This window comes from Sphingomonas liriopis (genome assembly GCF_024211255.1).
Classification (GTDB): Bacteria; Pseudomonadota; Alphaproteobacteria; order Sphingomonadales; family Sphingomonadaceae; genus Sphingomonas; species Sphingomonas liriopis.
The window spans coordinates 1-15,507 of record NZ_JAMLDY010000024.1 but is presented as its reverse complement, the minus strand read 5'-3'; the positions used below and the strand labels follow the sequence as shown (position 1 = coordinate 15,507).

13 protein-coding genes are annotated in these 15,507 nt (G+C 68.1%); 7 read left to right on the top strand and 6 right to left on the bottom strand.

From position 1 onward, the window contains the following. Window positions 1-26: 26 nt before the first annotated feature. The gene (locus M9979_RS15765) at window positions 27-1,340 is read right to left on the bottom strand and encodes a tetratricopeptide repeat protein (protein ID WP_254290314.1); all 1,314 of its coding nucleotides are present in this window, start codon (window positions 1,338-1,340) and stop codon (window positions 27-29) included. Window positions 1,341-1,507: 167 nt separating this feature from the next. Here M9979_RS15765 and yaaA point away from each other — a divergent pair, with 167 nt between their 5' ends. The 6 genes from yaaA to M9979_RS15735 all read left to right on the top strand — a co-directional run bounded on the left by yaaA (window position 1,508) and on the right by M9979_RS15735 (window position 7,390). Beyond that, window positions 1,508-2,248, top strand: coding sequence for a peroxide stress protein YaaA (gene yaaA, locus M9979_RS15760; RefSeq protein ID WP_254290313.1), 741 nt, complete (start codon window positions 1,508-1,510; stop codon window positions 2,246-2,248). Then, on the top strand, window positions 2,245-2,934 hold the full coding sequence (locus M9979_RS15755; protein ID WP_254290312.1) for an SDR family oxidoreductase: 690 nt from the start codon (window positions 2,245-2,247) through the stop codon (window positions 2,932-2,934). Before yaaA ends, M9979_RS15755 begins: the two co-directional genes overlap by 4 nt. Before the next feature lie 197 nt (window positions 2,935-3,131). Further along, complete coding sequence (locus tag M9979_RS15750; protein ID WP_254290311.1) at window positions 3,132-3,425, top strand: hypothetical protein; 294 nt, start codon at window positions 3,132-3,134, stop codon at window positions 3,423-3,425. A gap of 109 nt (window positions 3,426-3,534) precedes the next feature. Continuing rightward, a complete protein-coding gene (gyrA, locus tag M9979_RS15745) occupies window positions 3,535-6,330 on the top strand; it encodes a DNA gyrase subunit A (RefSeq protein WP_277998619.1) in 2,796 nt (931 codons plus the stop codon). After that, window positions 6,327-6,680 (top strand): DUF952 domain-containing protein, encoded by a 354-nt coding sequence (locus M9979_RS15740; RefSeq protein ID WP_254290310.1) that lies wholly within the window; start codon window positions 6,327-6,329, stop codon window positions 6,678-6,680. Before gyrA ends, M9979_RS15740 begins: the two co-directional genes overlap by 4 nt. Window positions 6,681-6,775: 95 nt before the next feature. Continuing rightward, a complete protein-coding gene (locus tag M9979_RS15735; RefSeq protein WP_254290309.1) occupies window positions 6,776-7,390 on the top strand; it encodes a hypothetical protein in 615 nt (204 codons plus the stop codon). 171 nt (window positions 7,391-7,561) lie between these two features. Here M9979_RS15735 and alaS read toward each other — a convergent pair whose 3' ends face one another. The 3 genes from alaS to M9979_RS15720 are packed head-to-tail and all read right to left on the bottom strand — an operon-like array spanning window position 7,562 to window position 12,116. After that, window positions 7,562-10,219: an alanine--tRNA ligase gene (alaS, locus tag M9979_RS15730; RefSeq protein WP_254290308.1), complete on the bottom strand. Its 2,658-nt coding sequence runs from the start codon at window positions 10,217-10,219 to the stop codon at window positions 7,562-7,564. Beyond that, on the bottom strand, window positions 10,216-10,830 hold the full coding sequence (locus tag M9979_RS15725) for a site-2 protease family protein (RefSeq protein ID WP_254290307.1): 615 nt from the start codon (window positions 10,828-10,830) through the stop codon (window positions 10,216-10,218). Before M9979_RS15725 ends, alaS begins: the two co-directional genes overlap by 4 nt. Before the next feature lie 26 nt (window positions 10,831-10,856). After that, a complete protein-coding gene (locus tag M9979_RS15720; RefSeq protein ID WP_254290306.1) occupies window positions 10,857-12,116 on the bottom strand; it encodes a M24 family metallopeptidase in 1,260 nt (419 codons plus the stop codon). A 72-nt stretch (window positions 12,117-12,188) separates the two neighbouring features. On the opposite strand from M9979_RS15720, the gene M9979_RS15715 reads away from it, so the two are divergent. Next, complete coding sequence (locus M9979_RS15715; RefSeq protein WP_254290305.1) at window positions 12,189-13,502, top strand: dicarboxylate/amino acid:cation symporter; 1,314 nt, start codon at window positions 12,189-12,191, stop codon at window positions 13,500-13,502. A gap of 72 nt (window positions 13,503-13,574) precedes the next feature. Here M9979_RS15715 and M9979_RS15710 read toward each other — a convergent pair whose 3' ends face one another. Together M9979_RS15710 and M9979_RS15705 are read right to left on the bottom strand one after the other, a co-directional pair. After that, complete coding sequence (locus M9979_RS15710) at window positions 13,575-14,210, bottom strand: glutathione S-transferase family protein (protein ID WP_254290304.1); 636 nt, start codon at window positions 14,208-14,210, stop codon at window positions 13,575-13,577. After that, window positions 14,207-15,037 carry a class I SAM-dependent methyltransferase gene (locus tag M9979_RS15705; RefSeq protein WP_254290303.1) on the bottom strand — a complete coding sequence of 277 codons (831 nt, stop codon included), beginning with the start codon at window positions 15,035-15,037 and terminating at the stop codon, window positions 14,207-14,209. Before M9979_RS15705 ends, M9979_RS15710 begins: the two co-directional genes overlap by 4 nt. Window positions 15,038-15,507: the final 470 nt, after the last annotated feature.

Below are 15,507 nucleotides of genomic sequence, written 5' to 3'. Positions count from 1 at the left end.
CCTTCTTCATGTCGGTGTCGCCCGCGTTACGCCGCAGGCGCGGGCGCCGTCGAGCCGACCTGCGTCCAGGTCGACCACAACGCCGCGATCCCCGCACGCGGGGTGCCGGTGACCGCACCGAACGCCGCCTGTGCGCCCGCCTTGTCGCCCGATCGGGCGAGCGCGATGCCGAGGCGGGTGTTCACCTCGCTGGCATCGACGCCGCCCTTGCTCAGCGCCGCGCGGTACAGTTCGGCGGCCTTGGCGTAGTTGTTCTGGCCGAGATAGGCGTCGCCGGTCGACGAGGCGATCTTGCCGTCCTTCGCCGCCAATGCCTGCTTCTCGCTCGCCGCCAGCGAGCCTTCGCGCGCGATCGCGGCGTTCGCCGCGGTCAGCAGGCTCTTCGAAAAGCTGCTCGACGCCGGGATCTTGCCCGCCGCCGTGCCTTCCTTCAGCACCGCCGCCGCCTCGTACGGATTGCCGTTCTTGTAGACGCTGTTGGCGTAATCCTCATACATCGCCTGATCCGGCATCGCACCGGCCGCGCGCAGCAGGCGGTAGAGGTCGGTGGTCTGCGCCTTGTCGGGCACCGCCAGGCTGTTCTGCGCGAAGGCATATTGCAGGATCACGTCACGCCACACCTTCGTGTTCGGATAGGCGGTAACGTACTTCTGCATCCAGGCGAGCGTTTCAGGCGCCATCTTCTTGGTGTTCGCGGTCGCGATCGCGAAGCGGTAATAGGCCTCGGGCACCGGCTGACCCGCCGCCTTCTGCGCGGTGATGTAGCGGTCGAGGTCGGCGAGGCCGCCGGCGGTGTCGCCGGCCTGCACCTTCACCTTGGCGAGCTGCAGGTCGAAATCGCCGCTGGTGTAGCCGGCGGCCTTGGCCTGCGTGAAATATTGCGACGCGACCGGATACTGGCCGCTGTTGTAGGCGAGCTGGCCGCGGCGGAAGAGGTACTTGCCGCGATCGGCGGCCGGCGTGCTCTTGGCGGCGAGCAGCGCGTCGAGCGGCTTGGCGAGCGGCGTCTCGTCGAGCGGCGCCTTGGGATTGGCGGTCTGCGCGAGCAGCAGCTTGGTGTTCTCGAGGTCGTAGCGCAGCGCGGCGGCGATGTACTTGTCGTCATCGGTGGTCGCGGCGGTCTCGATCTGCACGACCAGCGGCTCGGCGGTGGCGACGTTGCGCTCCTTGATCGCGGTCTGCGCCTGGAAGGCGACCGCCTGTACCGGCTTGCTCAGCTTGAAGCCGGGAGCCGCGGCCTCTTCCTTCTTGTCCTTGGCGACGGCGGGCGCGACGAGGGCCAGTCCGCTCACGCCGGTGGCGAGCACGGCGGCCAGCGCGAGCTTCGAAAGGGTCTTCATGCTAACTCTCTCTCCAACCATTGGGGGCATCGCTGCCGCTAACGTTCGTGGGGCCTCTAACGGTCCCGCGCGGGGCGTACAAGCGATGCCATAGAGGCGATGCGGATGCCCGGCGCCCACTGAACGGCGATTGAACGGCGCGCGGCGGGCGGCTACCGGCGGCAACGATGATCGCCGTTCTCTCCCCCGCCAAGACGCTCGACTATGAGAGCCCGCTCCCCGCGCTGACGCCGACGACGCCGCGCTTTGCCGACGAGGCCGCGAGGCTCGCTGCGGCGGCGTCGCACCTGACGCAGAAGAAGCTGTCGGCGCTGATGCATATCTCGCCCGCGCTGGCGAAGCTCAACGCGGATCGCTTCCGCGATTTCCCGCACGCGCCCGAGCGGCCGGCGCTGTTCGCCTTCGCCGGCGACGTCTACACCGGACTCGATGCGGCGACGCTGGAGGACGAGCATGTCGCCTTCGCGCAGGATCACCTGCGTCTGCTGTCGGGGCTGTACGGCCTGCTGCGTCCGCTCGACCTGATGCGCCCCTATCGGCTGGAGATGGGCACGCGCTGGGCGCCGCGGAAGACGAAGCTGACCGACTGGTGGGGCGACCGGATCGCGCAGGCGCTCGCCGAGGATGTCGCGCGCGAGGAGACGGGCATCGTGCTCAACCTCGCCAGCCAGGAATATTGGGCGGTGGTGGCGGGGCGGCTGCCGGCGAGCGTCCGCGTGGTCGCGGTCGATTTCCGCGACGGCGACCGCTTCGTCAGCTTTCATGCCAAGAAGGCGCGCGGGATGATGGCACGCTGGATGATCGAGCATCGCGTCACCGATATCGACGCGATGCGTTGCTTCGACAGCGACGGCTATGCCTTCGATGCGGGCGCGAGCAGCGACGACCAGTGGCGGTTCGTGCGATGACCAGCGCGGTCGTCGTCGGCGCGACGGGCGGGATCGGCGTGGCATTGTGCGCGGCGATCGAGGACGAAGGCACGTTCGACGTCGTTCATGCGCTGTCGCGCAGCGGCGCCGATCCAATCGACATCGAGGACGAGGCGAGCATCGCCGCCGCCGCCGCGCGGATCGCCGTGGGGCCGGCGCCGTCGCTGGTGATCGTCGCCACCGGTCTGTTGCATCAGGGCGAGCGGGGGCCGGAGAAGGCCTATCGCGAGCTCGACGCCGAGTGGCTCGCCACGACGCTGCGCGTCAATGCGATCGGGCCAGCGCTGGTGGCGAAACACCTGCTGCCGCTGATGCCGAAACTGGGACGGACGGTGTTCGCCGTCCTGTCGGCACGGATCGGCAGCATCTCCGACAACCGGCTCGGCGGCTGGTACGGTTATCGGATGGCGAAGGCGGCGCTCAACCAGCTGGTGCGCAATCTGAGCATCGAGGAAAAGCGGCGCAACGACCGCTCGATCGTCGTCGGACTGCATCCGGGCACGGTCGATACCGCGCTGTCCAGGCCGTTCCGGGGCAACGTCCGCGCTGGCACGCTCTTCACGCCGGATCGTGCCGCGTCGCAGCTGCTCGACGTGATCGACGGACTGAAGGCGCCGGACAGCGGCAGATTGTTCGATTTCGAGGGGAAAGAGGTCGCGCCCTGACACGCCCCCGTTCGTACTGAGCCTGTCGACGTACGATGGGACTCACCCCCCTTCGACAGGTTCAGGGTGAACGGTGGACCAGGTGGCGGGGGATCATGACGCAAACGTCATGAACCGGCCATTGCGGCTTCAGCTTGGCGCGCGCATTCTCGTCGACAGGACGGCGCGAGCCACGCGCCGCCGTTGGAGACGATGCCATGACCAAAGCCCTCCCCCTCGCGCTGATCGCCGCGGCCAGCCTGTGCTGCGGGTCCAGCGCCTTTGCGCAAGGCACCAAGCCCACCACCACCGCCAAGACGGTCGCGACCAGCCGCACCACCACGACGACCAAGCCGGCGATCGGCAAACCCACCGCGACGACGAAGACGACGGTCAAGACCGCCACCGCCGCCAAGGGCCGCATGGTCACCACCAAGACCAGCACCGGCAAGACCATCACCTACGACTGCGGCAAGGCCGGCAACGCCAACAAGGCGGCCTGCAAGAAGTAACCCGCCCCTTCTCCCGCGCGTACGCGTACGGGCGTACGCGCGTGACTTTCGGTAGCGATGTGCCTAGGACCATCGGCACACATCTGTAACAATCCGAAAGCGTATTGCCTTGGTCGAGACCACCCTCGCCGAACCTTCTGACATTTCGACGATCTCCATCGTCGACGAGATGAAGTCGAGCTATCTCGACTATGCGATGAGCGTGATCGTCGCGCGCGCGCTGCCCGACGTGCGTGACGGGCTGAAGCCGGTGCATCGGCGCATCCTGTTCTCCGCGCAGGAGAACGGCTTCCTGTTCAACCGGCCGTACCGCAAGTCCGCGCGCATCGTCGGTGACGTGATCGGTAAGTATCACCCGCACGGCGACCAGTCGATCTACGACGCCTTGGCGCGGATGACGCAGGACTGGGCGATGCGGCTGCCGCTGATCGACGGCCAGGGCAATTTCGGTTCGATGGACCCCGATCCGCCCGCCGCGATGCGCTACACCGAGGCGCGCCTGGCACGGTCGGCGAGCTATCTGATGGAGGATCTCGACAAGGATACCGTCGATTTCCAGCCCAATTACGACGCCTCCGAGCGCGAACCGCAGGTGCTGCCGGCGCGCTTCCCCAATCTGCTGGTCAATGGCGCCGGCGGCATCGCGGTCGGCATGGCGACCAACATCCCGCCGCACAACCTCGGTGAAGTGGTCGACGCCTGCATCGCGTATATCGACAACACTGGGATCACGATCGACGAGCTGATCGAGATCGTGCCGGGGCCGGACTTCCCCACCGGCGCGATCATCCTCGGCAAGGCGGGTGCGCGTTCGGCCTATCACACCGGACGCGGTTCGATCATCGTGCGTTCGCGCCATATCGTCGAGGAAGGCCGCGGCGACCGGCGCTCGATCGTGCTCACCGCCATCCCCTTCCAGCAGGGCAAGAACGCGCTGGTCGAGAAGATCGCCGAGGCCGCCAAGGACAAGCGCATCGAGGGCGTCAGCGACATCCGCGACGAATCGAATCGCGAAGGCGTGCGCATCGTCATCGACCTGAAGCGCGATGCGACGCCGGAGGTGGTGCTGAACCAATTGTGGCGGCACACGCCGGCGCAAGGCAGCTTCCCCGCCAACATGCTCGCGATCCGCGGCGGTCGGCCCGAGACGCTCAACCTGCGCGATATCATCCAGGCGTTCGTCCAGTTCCGCGAACAGGTCATCACCCGCCGTTCGAAGTTCGAGCTGAACAAGGCGCGCGACCGGGCGCATATCCTGCTGGGTCTGGTGATCGCGGTCACCAACCTCGACGAGGTCGTCCGCATCATCCGCGGATCGGGCAGCCCCGCCGAGGCGCGCGCCGCGCTGCTGGCGCGCGAATGGCCGATCGCGGAGATCGCGCCCTATCTGAGCCTCGTCGAGGCGGTCGAGGGCACGCAGGTCGGCGATGGCTACAAATTGTCCGATACGCAGGTCCGCGCGATCCTCGACCTGCGCCTCCATCGCCTGACCGCCCTGGGCCGTGACGAGATCGGCGACGAGCTGAAGGGCCTCGCCGATTCGATCGCCGCGCTGCTCGAGATTCTCGGCAACCGCAAACGCCTGTACGAGGTGATGCGCGAGGAGCTGGTCGACGTCCGCTCGATCTTCGCGACGCCGCGCCGTACCGAGATCGCCGCCGCGGCGGACGGCATCGACGACGAGGATCTGATCGAGCGCGAGGACATGGTCGTCACCGTCACGGTGCAGGGCTATATCAAGCGCACGCCATTGGACGCGTTCCGCGCGCAGAAGCGCGGCGGCAAGGGGCGCGCCGGCATGGCGACCAAGGACGAGGATGCGATCACCTCGCTGTTCGTCACCTCGACGCACACGCCGGTGCTGTTCTTCTCCAACCTCGGCAAGGTCTACCGCAAGAAGGTCTGGCGCCTGCCCGAGGGCGGGCCGGCGACGCGCGGACGGCCGATGATCAACCTGTTGCCCCTCGCACCGGGCGAGACGATCTCCACCGTCCTGCCGCTGCCCGAAGACGAGACGCGCTGGGGCGACCTGCACGTCATGTTCGCCACCGCCAACGGCACCGTGCGGCGCAACGCGATGGACGCCTTCGCCAACATCCCGACCAACGGCAAGCTGGCGATGCGCTTCGACGACGGCAGCGACGACCGGCTGATCGGCGTCGCGGTGCTGACCGAAACCGACGACGTGCTGCTCGCCACCCGCAACGGCAAGGCTATCCGCTTCGCCGCGACCGACGTGCGCGAGTTCCAGAGCCGTACCTCGACGGGCGTGCGCGGCGTCAGCCTGATCGGTGACGACGAGGTCATCAGCCTGTCGATCCTGCGCGGCTTCACCGCGACCACCGAAGAGCGCGAACAGTATCTGAAGGCCGCGGCGTGGAAGGAAGGCGAACGCGAGGCAGCATTGCCGGCGGAACGCATGGCCGAGTTCGAGGCGGCGGAGGAGTTCATCCTGACCGTCACCCAGAACGGCTATGGCAAGCGCACGTCGGCCTATGAATATCGCCGCACCAACCGGGGTGGCCAGGGCATCACCAACATCGTCTCGGCGGGGCGCAACGGGCCGGTCGTCGCGAGCTTCCCCGCACATTCGGGCGAGCAATTGATGCTGGTCACCGATCAGGCGAAGCTGATCCGCATGTCGGTCGGCGACGTCCGCGTCACCGGGCGCAATACGCAGGGGGTGACGCTGTTCAGCGTCGCCAAGGACGAGCATGTCGTTTCCGCCGCGCGGATCGACGAGGAGGAAGAGCCCGAGAACGACGCCGAGGCGATCGTCGCCGAGGAACTGGGCGAGGCCCCCGCCGCGTCCGACGACGAGGCGCTGATCGTCGACGACGGCACCGGCCCGCAGACGATGGACGAACAGGTCGACGAGCACGACGACGGGGAGGACGAGGCGTGAGCGACAGGCCGACGACCGCGTACAAGGTGCTAACCGGCGAGCAGATGGCGACGCTCCAGCGCGATGGCCGCTTCGCCGGTGCGCCGGTCGATCTGGCCGATGGCTATATCCATATGTCGACCGCCGGGCAGCTGACCGAAACCGTCGACAAGCATTTCGCCGGGCAGGACGATCTGCACGTCGTCGCGGTCGATCTGGGCAGCTTCGGTGCGTCGCTGAAATGGGAGGAATCGCGCGGTGGCCAGCTGTTTCCGCACCTGTACGAACCATTGCTGCTGGAGACGGTGATCGCCTACGCCCCGCTCGAGCGGGCTCCGGATGGCACGGTGCGATTACCTGTAAGCGGTTGATCTCGGCTGCCATTTCGCGCCCGGCCGAAGCGGACGGAACCGTATAAGAGACGAGGTCGTTTCTCTGTCACAACAACGAAGATGGAGAATCTCGAATGCGTACCCTGGCCCTGACGATCGGCAGCCTGATTATGGTGCCCGCCGCGGCTCTGGCACAGCAAGCCCAACCCGGCCGTACGCCGATGCCTGCGCCCACCCAGACGACGACGCCCGCGACCGGCGCGGCGGCACAGACCGGTGCCGCGGCTACCGCGACCGCCCCGACGGTGGGCGCGACGATCTACGACAGTGCCGGCGTCGCGCTCGGCACGGTCGCCAGCATCACCCCGCAGGCGGTGGTGCTCAACACCGGCACCGCGCAGGTCCCCGTGCCGCCGACGTCGATCGGCAAGACCGACAAGGGCTTCGCGATGGCGATGACCAAGGCGGACCTCGACGCCGCGGTCGCCAGCTCGCAGGCGCAGGCGCAGGCGGCGGTCAAGTCGAAGCTCGTTCCCGGCACGTCGGTCAGCGGCCTGCAGGGCGCGACGCTCGGCACGATCAAATCGGCCGACGCGCAGTTCGTGACGGTAACCACCGCCAAGGGCGACGTGAAGCTGCCGATCGCCGGCTTTAGCGCCGATGCGAGCGGCAAGGTGATCGTCGGCATCACCGCCGATCAGCTCGCCGCGGCGACCGCGGGTGCGACCACGAGCGCTCCGACGAAGTAACGTGATGGGGAGGGCTGCGGTCCTCCCCACCTCCCCGTCACCCCGGACGTGTTCCGGGGTCCACCCACCCCCGGACGCATCGGCCAGAGCCTCGGGCCATTCGCCTGCCGTACGGTGGACCCCGGAACAAGTCCGGGGTGACGACGGGTTTGGTCGGGCGGTTAGGGCTTATCAGGCCGCCAAAGCCTGCTCCGTCAGCGCGGCACGGATCGCGTTCACCGCATCCGCCGCCTTGGTGCCATCCGGCCCGCCGCCTTGCGCCATGTCGGGTCGGCCGCCACCGCCCTGCCCGCCGAGCACCGCGACCGCCTTGCGCAGCAGATCCACCGCGCTGACCTTGGCGACCAGATCGTCGCTGACCCCGACCGCGATCGACGCGCGGCCATCATTGACCGCGACCATCACCGCCACGCCCGCACCGCCGAGCCGCTGCTTGGCATCGTCGACCGCGCCGCGCAGGCCCTTGGCCTCGAACCCGTCGAGCACCTGACCGATGAACGCGACGCCGCCGACCTGCTCCGGTCCCGCCGCCGCGCCGCCGCCGCCGCCCATCGCCAGTGCCTTCTTCGCCTCGGCGAGTTCACGCTCCAGCCGCCGCCGTTCGTCGAGCAGCGCGATCACCCGCGCCGGCACCTCGTCGGGCGTCGTCTTCAGCGCGCTCGCCGCCTCGCGCAGTCGCTCGTCGCGGCCGTTGAGATAGGCGCGCGCCGCCTCGCCGGTCAGTGCTTCGACGCGGCGCACGCCCGACGACACCGCGCCCTCGCCGACGACCTTGAACAGGCCGATGTCGCCGAGTGCGTTGACGTGCGTGCCGCCGCACAGTTCGATCGAATAGGTCGCGCCGCCATCCTCCGTGCCCATCGACACGACGCGGACCTCGTCGCCGTATTTCTCGCCGAACAGCGCCATCGCGCCTTCGGCGATCGCCTCGTCGGGGGTCATCAGCCGCGTCGTGACAATACCATTGCCGCGAATCTGCGCGTTGACCGCGACCTCGGCGTCGGCGAGTTCCTCCGCGGTCATCGCGACGGGATGCGACACGTCGAAGCGCAACCGCTCGGGCGCGACCAACGAGCCCTTCTGCGCGACGTGGGTGCCGAGCCGCTGGCGCAACGCCTCGTGCAGCAGGTGCGTCGCCGAATGGTTCGCGCGGATCGCGGCGCGGCGGGCGACGTCGATCTGGAGCTTCACCGCATCGCCGACCTTGATGCCGCCGGCCTCGACGATCGCATGGTGGACGAAGACACGGCCCAATTGCTTCGACGTCTCGGTGACGGCCGCACGCAGGCCGCCGTCGGTCGTGATCGTGCCGCTGTCGCCGACCTGTCCGCCGCTCTCAGCGTAGAAGGGCGTCTGGTTGACGATGATCGCGACGGTATCGCCCGCCGCGGCGGAATCGACACGCGCGCCGTCCTTGACCAGCGCGACCACCTCGGCCTCGCCGACGTCGACGCTATAGCCGATGAACTCGGTCGAGCCGCTCTGCTCGGCGATGTCGAACCACAGGTCGTCCGACGCCTTGGCACCCGAGCCCTTCCAGGCGGCGCGCGCCGCCCGCTTCTGCTCGGCCATCGCCGCATCGAAGCCGGCACGATCGACGCTGAGGCCCCGCTCGCGCAGCGCATCCTCGGTCAGGTCGTAGGGGAAGCCGAACGTGTCGTAGAGACGGAAGGCGGTCTCGCCGGCGAGCGTCGCGCCCTCGACCATGCCGGCGGTCGCCTCGTCGAGCAGCTTGAGGCCCTTGTCGAGCGTCTTGCGGAACTGCGTCTCTTCCTGGCGCAGCGTCGCCTCGATCAGCGGCTGCGCGCGCACCAGCTCGGGGTAGGCGGCGCCCATCTCGGCGACCAGCGCCGGCACCAGCCGGTGCATCAACGGCTCCTTCGCGCCGAGCAGATGCGCGTGGCGCATCGCGCGGCGCATGATCCGGCGCAGCACATAACCGCGGCCTTCGTTGGCGGGCAGCACGCCGTCCGCGACGAGGAAGCCCGACGAGCGCAGGTGATCGGCGATGACGCGATGCGACGCGCGCCGCGGCCCTTCCGCATCGGTGCCGGTCAGCGAGGTCGAGGCGGCGATCAGCGCCTTGAACGTATCGGTATCGTAATTGTCGTGGACGCCCTGCAACACCGCGGCGACCCGCTCGAGCCCCATGCCGGTGTCGATCGACTTCTTGGGCAGCTCGCCAACGATTGCGTTGGCGTCCTGCTCATACTGCATGAAGACGAGGTTCCAGATCTCGACGAAGCGATCGCCATCCTCGTCCGGGCTGCCGGGAGGGCCGCCGAAGATATGGTCGCCGTGATCGTAGAAGATCTCCGAACACGGGCCGCACGGGCCGCTGTCGCCCATCGCCCAGAAATTGTCCTTGGTGGCGATGCGGATGATCCGCTCTTCGGGCAAATACTTCGTCCACAGGCCGAACGCCTCGTCGTCGGTGTGGTAGACGGTGGCGGTCAGCTTCTCCGCCGGGATGCCCCACACGTCGGTCAGCAACGTCCAGGCGTGGTGGATCGCCTGTTCCTTGAAATAGTCGCCGAACGAGAAATTGCCGAGCATCTCGAAGAAGGTGTGATGCCGTGCGGTATAGCCGACGTTGTCGAGGTCGTTGTGCTTGCCGCCGGCGCGCACGCATTTCTGGCTGCTGGTCGCGGTGACGTACGGACGGCTTTCGAGGCCGGTGAAGACGTTCTTGAACGGCACCATGCCGGCGTTGACGAACATCAGCGTCGGATCGTTCTGCGGCACCAGCGGCGCGGAGGGCACGATGGCGTGCCCTTGCGAAGCGAAATAGTCGAGGAAGCCGCGGCGGATGTCGTTGGTCGAGGTCATAGCCCGAGGGGCTTAGACGGGAGGCCGCTCGTTGCCAAGCAGCGCAACCGTCGCTGACGACGCTGACGATCGCGGAGGTGCAATTGCCACGCGAGCCGCAGCCAGGCGCCATCGCTCGACTTCAATGGCACGCCGCGTCGACACTGAAAGGGCAGAAGGTTAGCGCCGCCAAGCGTCACCGATACAACGGCCGCGGCCCAGCCAATCGCCCACCATGCGGTATAAGCAGGGTAGTGCGATGCCCATACTGCAAGCATCAGGGCGGCGGCGATATTGGCCACGGGCCCTCCCGCAATCATCCAGACCCAGCGACGCCATGTCGGTCGGTCGTAGATCATCCGAACATATCCTCCGATGTCACCCTCGTTCGCCCGCCGCATCCGACCAAGCGCGAACGGATCAAGCCGGAGCTGTATTGGCCATACCGAAAAAACGGACAGGCGCGCGCCGGTTGCCCAACCGCCCAGGACATGCCCGGCCTCATGTAAAGTCACGGCAGCGAAGCCAATTACCGCCATTGCAACGAAAGCAAGCCACATTCGGCCCTGATTGCCCGTCCACGATACAAGAACGATAAAACCGACGATCCAGCCGGCGATCACGATCTTCACGGCCGTAGGACGCAAATCGGGGCGCCTCATGCGAACGGCTGATCGATCGACGTTGGCGGCGTCGAGAACCACCGCGGCCCCTTGGCGGTCATGTGGAAGCAATCCTCCAGCCGGACGCCGAACCGGCCGGGCAGGTAGAGGCCGGGCTCGTTCGAGAAGCACATGCCCGGCGCCAGCCTCGTCGTCTCACCGCGGACGAGGTTGACGGGTTCGTGGCCGTCCATGCCGATGCCGTGGCCGGTGCGGTGCGACAGGCCGGGGAGCTTGTAGTCGGGGCCGTAGCCGAGGCCGGTGTAATAGCGCCGCACCGCGTCGTCGACGCTGCCTGCGGTCGCACCGATGCGGGCGGCGGCGAAGGCGACCTGCTGGCCGTGGGCGACCTGGTCCCAGACCTTGCGGTGTTCGGCGCTCGCGCTGCCCTTGGGCACCCAAGTGCGCGAGACGTCGGACTGGTAGCCCTGCACGGTGCAGCCGCAGTCCATCAGCAGGATCTCGCCCGGTGCGATCCGGTGCACCTCGCGACTGCCGTGCGGCAAGGCGGCGGCGGGGCCGATCAGCGCGAGCGCGAATTCGGGGTCGCCGCCGAGCTTGCGGGTGGCGGCGGTCATCAGCGCGCCGATCTCTCCGCCGGTCATGCCCGTCTCGACCCGCGGCGCCAGCCAGCGATAGGCAGCGATCGTCACGTCGGTGGCGGTCTGCATCAGCGCGAGCTCGGCAGGGGTCTTCACCATCCGGCAGCCGCGGACGACCGGGTTGGCGCTGACCTGTCGCGTGTCCGGCGCGAAGCGGGCGAGGTCCGTCGGGATGAAGGTGCGCGTCGTCTCCTCGATCCCGATCGGCAGCCGGTCGAGCCTGCGTTCCCGCAGCCAGCCGGCGACGACGCCAAGCGCATTGCCGTCCTCCTGCCAGACGCGCACCTCCGCCGGTACGGCCAGCGTCTGGCGTACCGAGGGTTCCTCGAAGAAGGGCGTGACGATCAGCGGCTGGCCCTCGCGCGGCAGCACCGCGAGCGTCGGGCGTTCGCTGCGGCCCCAGCGCACGCCGGTGAAATAGACCATCGACGATCCCGGCTCGATCAGGACCGCGCCGAGCCCGTTAGCCGCCATCAGCGCCTGTGCCCGGGCAAGCCGGCGGGCGCGTTCTTCCGGGCCGATCGGCACCGCGCCGGCCGTCATGTCGCGCAAGGCCGACAGGTCGGGCTCGGCGGCGCGCAGCACGCCCGACGTCAGCAGCGGCAGCGTCGCGGCGGCGGCGAGGATCGAGCGGCGGGAGGGCGAGACAACCATCGGCCAGCGATACGGCGCTTGACCCGGAGCCCGCAATCCCCTTCCCTGCGCCGCAATTTCGGGAGTGTATGCATGGCCAAGCGGCTGACTGTGTTTATCGTGATCGGCCTGGCGCTCGGCATCGTCGTCGGACTGGCGATCAACGGCTGGCTGGACGACGGCACGCCTGCCGCGGCGGCGCGGCTGAAGGGCATCGCCGGCTATTTTGCGATCGGCACGACGATCTTCCTGCGGCTCATCAAGATGATCATCGCGCCGCTGGTCTTCGCCACGCTGGTCAGCGGCATCGCGCAGATGGGCGACACCGCGGCGCTTGGCCGGGTCGGCGCGAAGGCGATCGGCTGGTTCATCGGCGCGAGCCTTCTGTCGCTGGGCCTCGGCCTCGTGCTGGTCAACCTGATCCAGCCAGGGGTCGGCATCAACCTCGCCCTGCCGCCGGTCGATGCCGATGCGGGGATCGCCACCGCGGCGTTCAGCCTCGACAAGTTCATCACCCATATCGTCCCCGCTTCGATGATCGAGGCGATGGCGACCAACGAGATCCTGCAGATCGTCGTCTTCTCGATCTTCGTCGGCGTCGCGATCACCGCCGTCGGCGAACCGGCCAAGCCGCTGATCCGCGGCGTCGAGGGGCTGGTCGCGGTGATGCTGCGGATCACCGACTATGTGATGCGCGTCGCGCCGTTCGCGGTGTTCTGCGCGGTCGCGGCGACGCTGACCGAGCGCGGCGCGAGCGTGATCGGGCAGCTCGCCTTCTTCATGGGCAGCTTCTACTTCGCGCTGCTGTGCCTGTGGGCGATCCTGCTCGGGCTAGGCTTCCTGTTTATCGGGCCGCGCATCCGCGAGCTAATCCGCTACGTCCGCGAGCCGCTGCTGGTGGCGTTCACCACCGCCTCGTCGGAGGCCGCCTATCCGCGGATGCTGGAAGCGCTCGACAAGTTCGGGGTGCCGCCGCGGATCGCCAGTTTCGTGCTGCCGCTCGGCTATTCGTTCAACCTCGACGGGTCGATGATCTACATGACCTTCGCGTCGCTGTTCATCGCCCAGGCCTATGGCATCGACATGCCGATCGGCACGCAGATCGCGATGCTGCTGTTCCTGATGATCTCGTCGAAGGGGATCGCCGGGGTGCCGCGCGCCAGCCTGGTGGTGATCGCCGCGGTGCTGCCGGTGTTCGACATTCCGGAGGCGGGGCTGCTGCTGATCCTGGCGATCGACCATTTCCTCGACATGGGGCGCACCGCGACCAACGTGATCGGCAATGCGGTGGCGGCGTCGGTGGTGGCCAAGTGGGAGGGCGGGTTCGATCCGCGCGAACCGATCGACGGCGACCCGGCGGTGGCGGAGGGGCCCGCGATCCCGCCGGCGACCAGCTTCCGGCACTAAACCCCCATCCGTTCGCCCTGAGCCGCCGAAGGGCGGTGACGCTCAGCGCGAACGACGGGATCGGGGGGCGCGTCAGGCGTAGGCGTAGGGTCCGCCCTTCGCCAGCGCCGCCTGATAGGCCGGGCGGGCGTGAACCTTTTCGAGCCAGGCGATCGTTGCTGGGCGCGAGGCATCGAGGCCGGCGCGGCTGCGTGCCGCCTCGATCGGGAAGCTCATCATGATATCGGCCGCGGTCATCGCGTCGCCGGCGAACCAGGGGCGTTGCGCCAGTTCCGATTCGACGTAATCGAGATGGACGTCGATCATCGGCTGGATGCGTTTGATCGCCGGCTTGCCCATCAGCGGGATGCGGCTCAGCACCAGCTTGAGCAGCAGCGGCGGCATCATCGATCCTTCGGCATAATGCAGCCAGAAGCGATAGCGCAGCGCCGAATCGCGGTGCGCGGGCGGGCCCAATTTGCCGTCGGCCTTCTCGACCAGATATTCGACGATCGCACCGGTTTCGGCGATGACGCGGCCGCCGTCGACGTCGCGGTCCTCGATCACCGGCGACTTGCCGAGCGGGTGGACGCGCTTGAGCTCGGGTGGCGCGAGCATCGTCTTCGTGTCGCGCTCATAGCGCTTGATCTCATAATCGAGGCCGAGTTCCTCGAGCATCCACAAAATCCGCTGCGACCGGCTGTTCTCGAGATGGTGGACGATAATCATGGCAGCTCCCCTGTGGCCCGTGCGGTCCAGATCCAGGCCGCAGCGGGGAAATCGATGACGGCCCCGTTTCGTTGCGCCGCCAGCCGGTCGCGCAGGAGGACGGCGAGCCCGGCGCGTTCAGACGGTGTGGCATCGTGCAGCGCACGCGCGGCCGGGCCGATGCGCGCGAAGAAGGCGAAGGCCTCTTCGACCGGATCGTCGCTATCGGCGACGCGATAGGCGAAGCGGACCAGTTGCGGTTGCGCGTCGCGCCATCCGCTGGCGGCGAGGAGGGTTGCGACGCGGGTCGTGTCGGCGAAGGCGAAGGGGCCGGGGGTGTAGTGCGGTGAAGGCGCGGGTGCCGGGGCGACCAGCGTCGCCCAGGGATTGTCGGCGATGCTCGCGAAGCAGCTGAAGACGAGCGCGCCGCCGGGTCGTGTTGCGGCGCGGAGGCGGGCGAAGGCAGGTTCGGGTTCGGCGAAGAACATGACCCCGTGGCGCGAGACGAGCAGGTCGAGTGGGGCGAGGTCCGCCGCCGCCTCGAGCGCATCGGCGTGGCGGAAGGTGAGGTTCGTCAGCGCATCGTGGCGGGTCCGGGCGACGGCGAGCAGGTCGGCGGAGACGTCCACGCCGGTGATCCGACCGTCGGGATGGGCGGCGGCGAGTGCTGCGGCGGTCGTCCCGGCACCGCAGCCGATGTCGAGCGCGGCGAACGACGCGGCGGGGGCGGCGGTGCGGATCGCGGCGTCGAGATGGGGCGCGAGACCGGCGAAGATGCGGTCGGTGCGCTGCCATTCCTCCGCCCAGACGCTGCCGACGCGGGTGCGCCAGTCGATCGCGGCGGTCATGAGTGATGGCCGGTGTGGGACGGGGGGATGGGCATGGCGCCGGCGCAGCTCTGCCACGGCTAATCGGCCATCATGCGTGGCTGCTTGCTGGATCCGGACACCTTAACTCTCAATTTGTCAGTTCGGATGTGTCCGAGCCCTTTGCGAATATCTGCAGGATATAGACCCAGGTCGCATCTGCCGGGAAAGCCGCGATGCGGTTCGGCCAGTCGGCGTAGGGCGTTACCCGGTGTCATCCTGTTGCCCCCCAACGCTTGTGCGACTCTCGCACCATAATCGGAACCACCCCGGCGGAGGCCGGGGTCCAGTTGGGAAGACCGAGTGTAAGTCATTACAAACCTTTACCCAACTGGACCCCCGTGTGTTGCAGATATGCGATAAGGATGGCGGGCGGGAGACCGTTGGACCCCTGGCACGGAGATGCCGCAGTCCGGCTCGGTTCCCCGCCCGCGTTGGTCACACACCTGAAC

Bases quoted from the DNA above. Each gene is read 5' to 3' on its own strand.
- M9979_RS15765 (WP_254290314.1), bottom strand. From the start codon at position 1,340: ATGAAGACCCTTTCGAAGCTCGCGCTGGCCGCCGTGCTCGCCACCGGC.
- yaaA (WP_254290313.1), top strand. From the start codon at position 1,508: ATGATCGCCGTTCTCTCCCCCGCCAAGACGCTCGACTATGAGAGCCCG.
- M9979_RS15755 (WP_254290312.1), top strand. From the start codon at position 2,245: ATGACCAGCGCGGTCGTCGTCGGCGCGACGGGCGGGATCGGCGTGGCA.
- M9979_RS15750 (WP_254290311.1), top strand. From the start codon at position 3,132: ATGACCAAAGCCCTCCCCCTCGCGCTGATCGCCGCGGCCAGCCTGTGC.
- M9979_RS15735 (WP_254290309.1), top strand. From the start codon at position 6,776: ATGCGTACCCTGGCCCTGACGATCGGCAGCCTGATTATGGTGCCCGCC.
- alaS (WP_254290308.1), bottom strand. From the start codon at position 10,219: ATGACCTCGACCAACGACATCCGCCGCGGCTTCCTCGACTATTTCGCT.
- M9979_RS15720 (WP_254290306.1), bottom strand. From the start codon at position 12,116: ATGGTTGTCTCGCCCTCCCGCCGCTCGATCCTCGCCGCCGCCGCGACG.
- M9979_RS15715 (WP_254290305.1), top strand. From the start codon at position 12,189: ATGGCCAAGCGGCTGACTGTGTTTATCGTGATCGGCCTGGCGCTCGGC.
- M9979_RS15710 (WP_254290304.1), bottom strand. From the start codon at position 14,210: ATGATTATCGTCCACCATCTCGAGAACAGCCGGTCGCAGCGGATTTTG.
- M9979_RS15705 (WP_254290303.1), bottom strand. From the start codon at position 15,037: ATGACCGCCGCGATCGACTGGCGCACCCGCGTCGGCAGCGTCTGGGCG.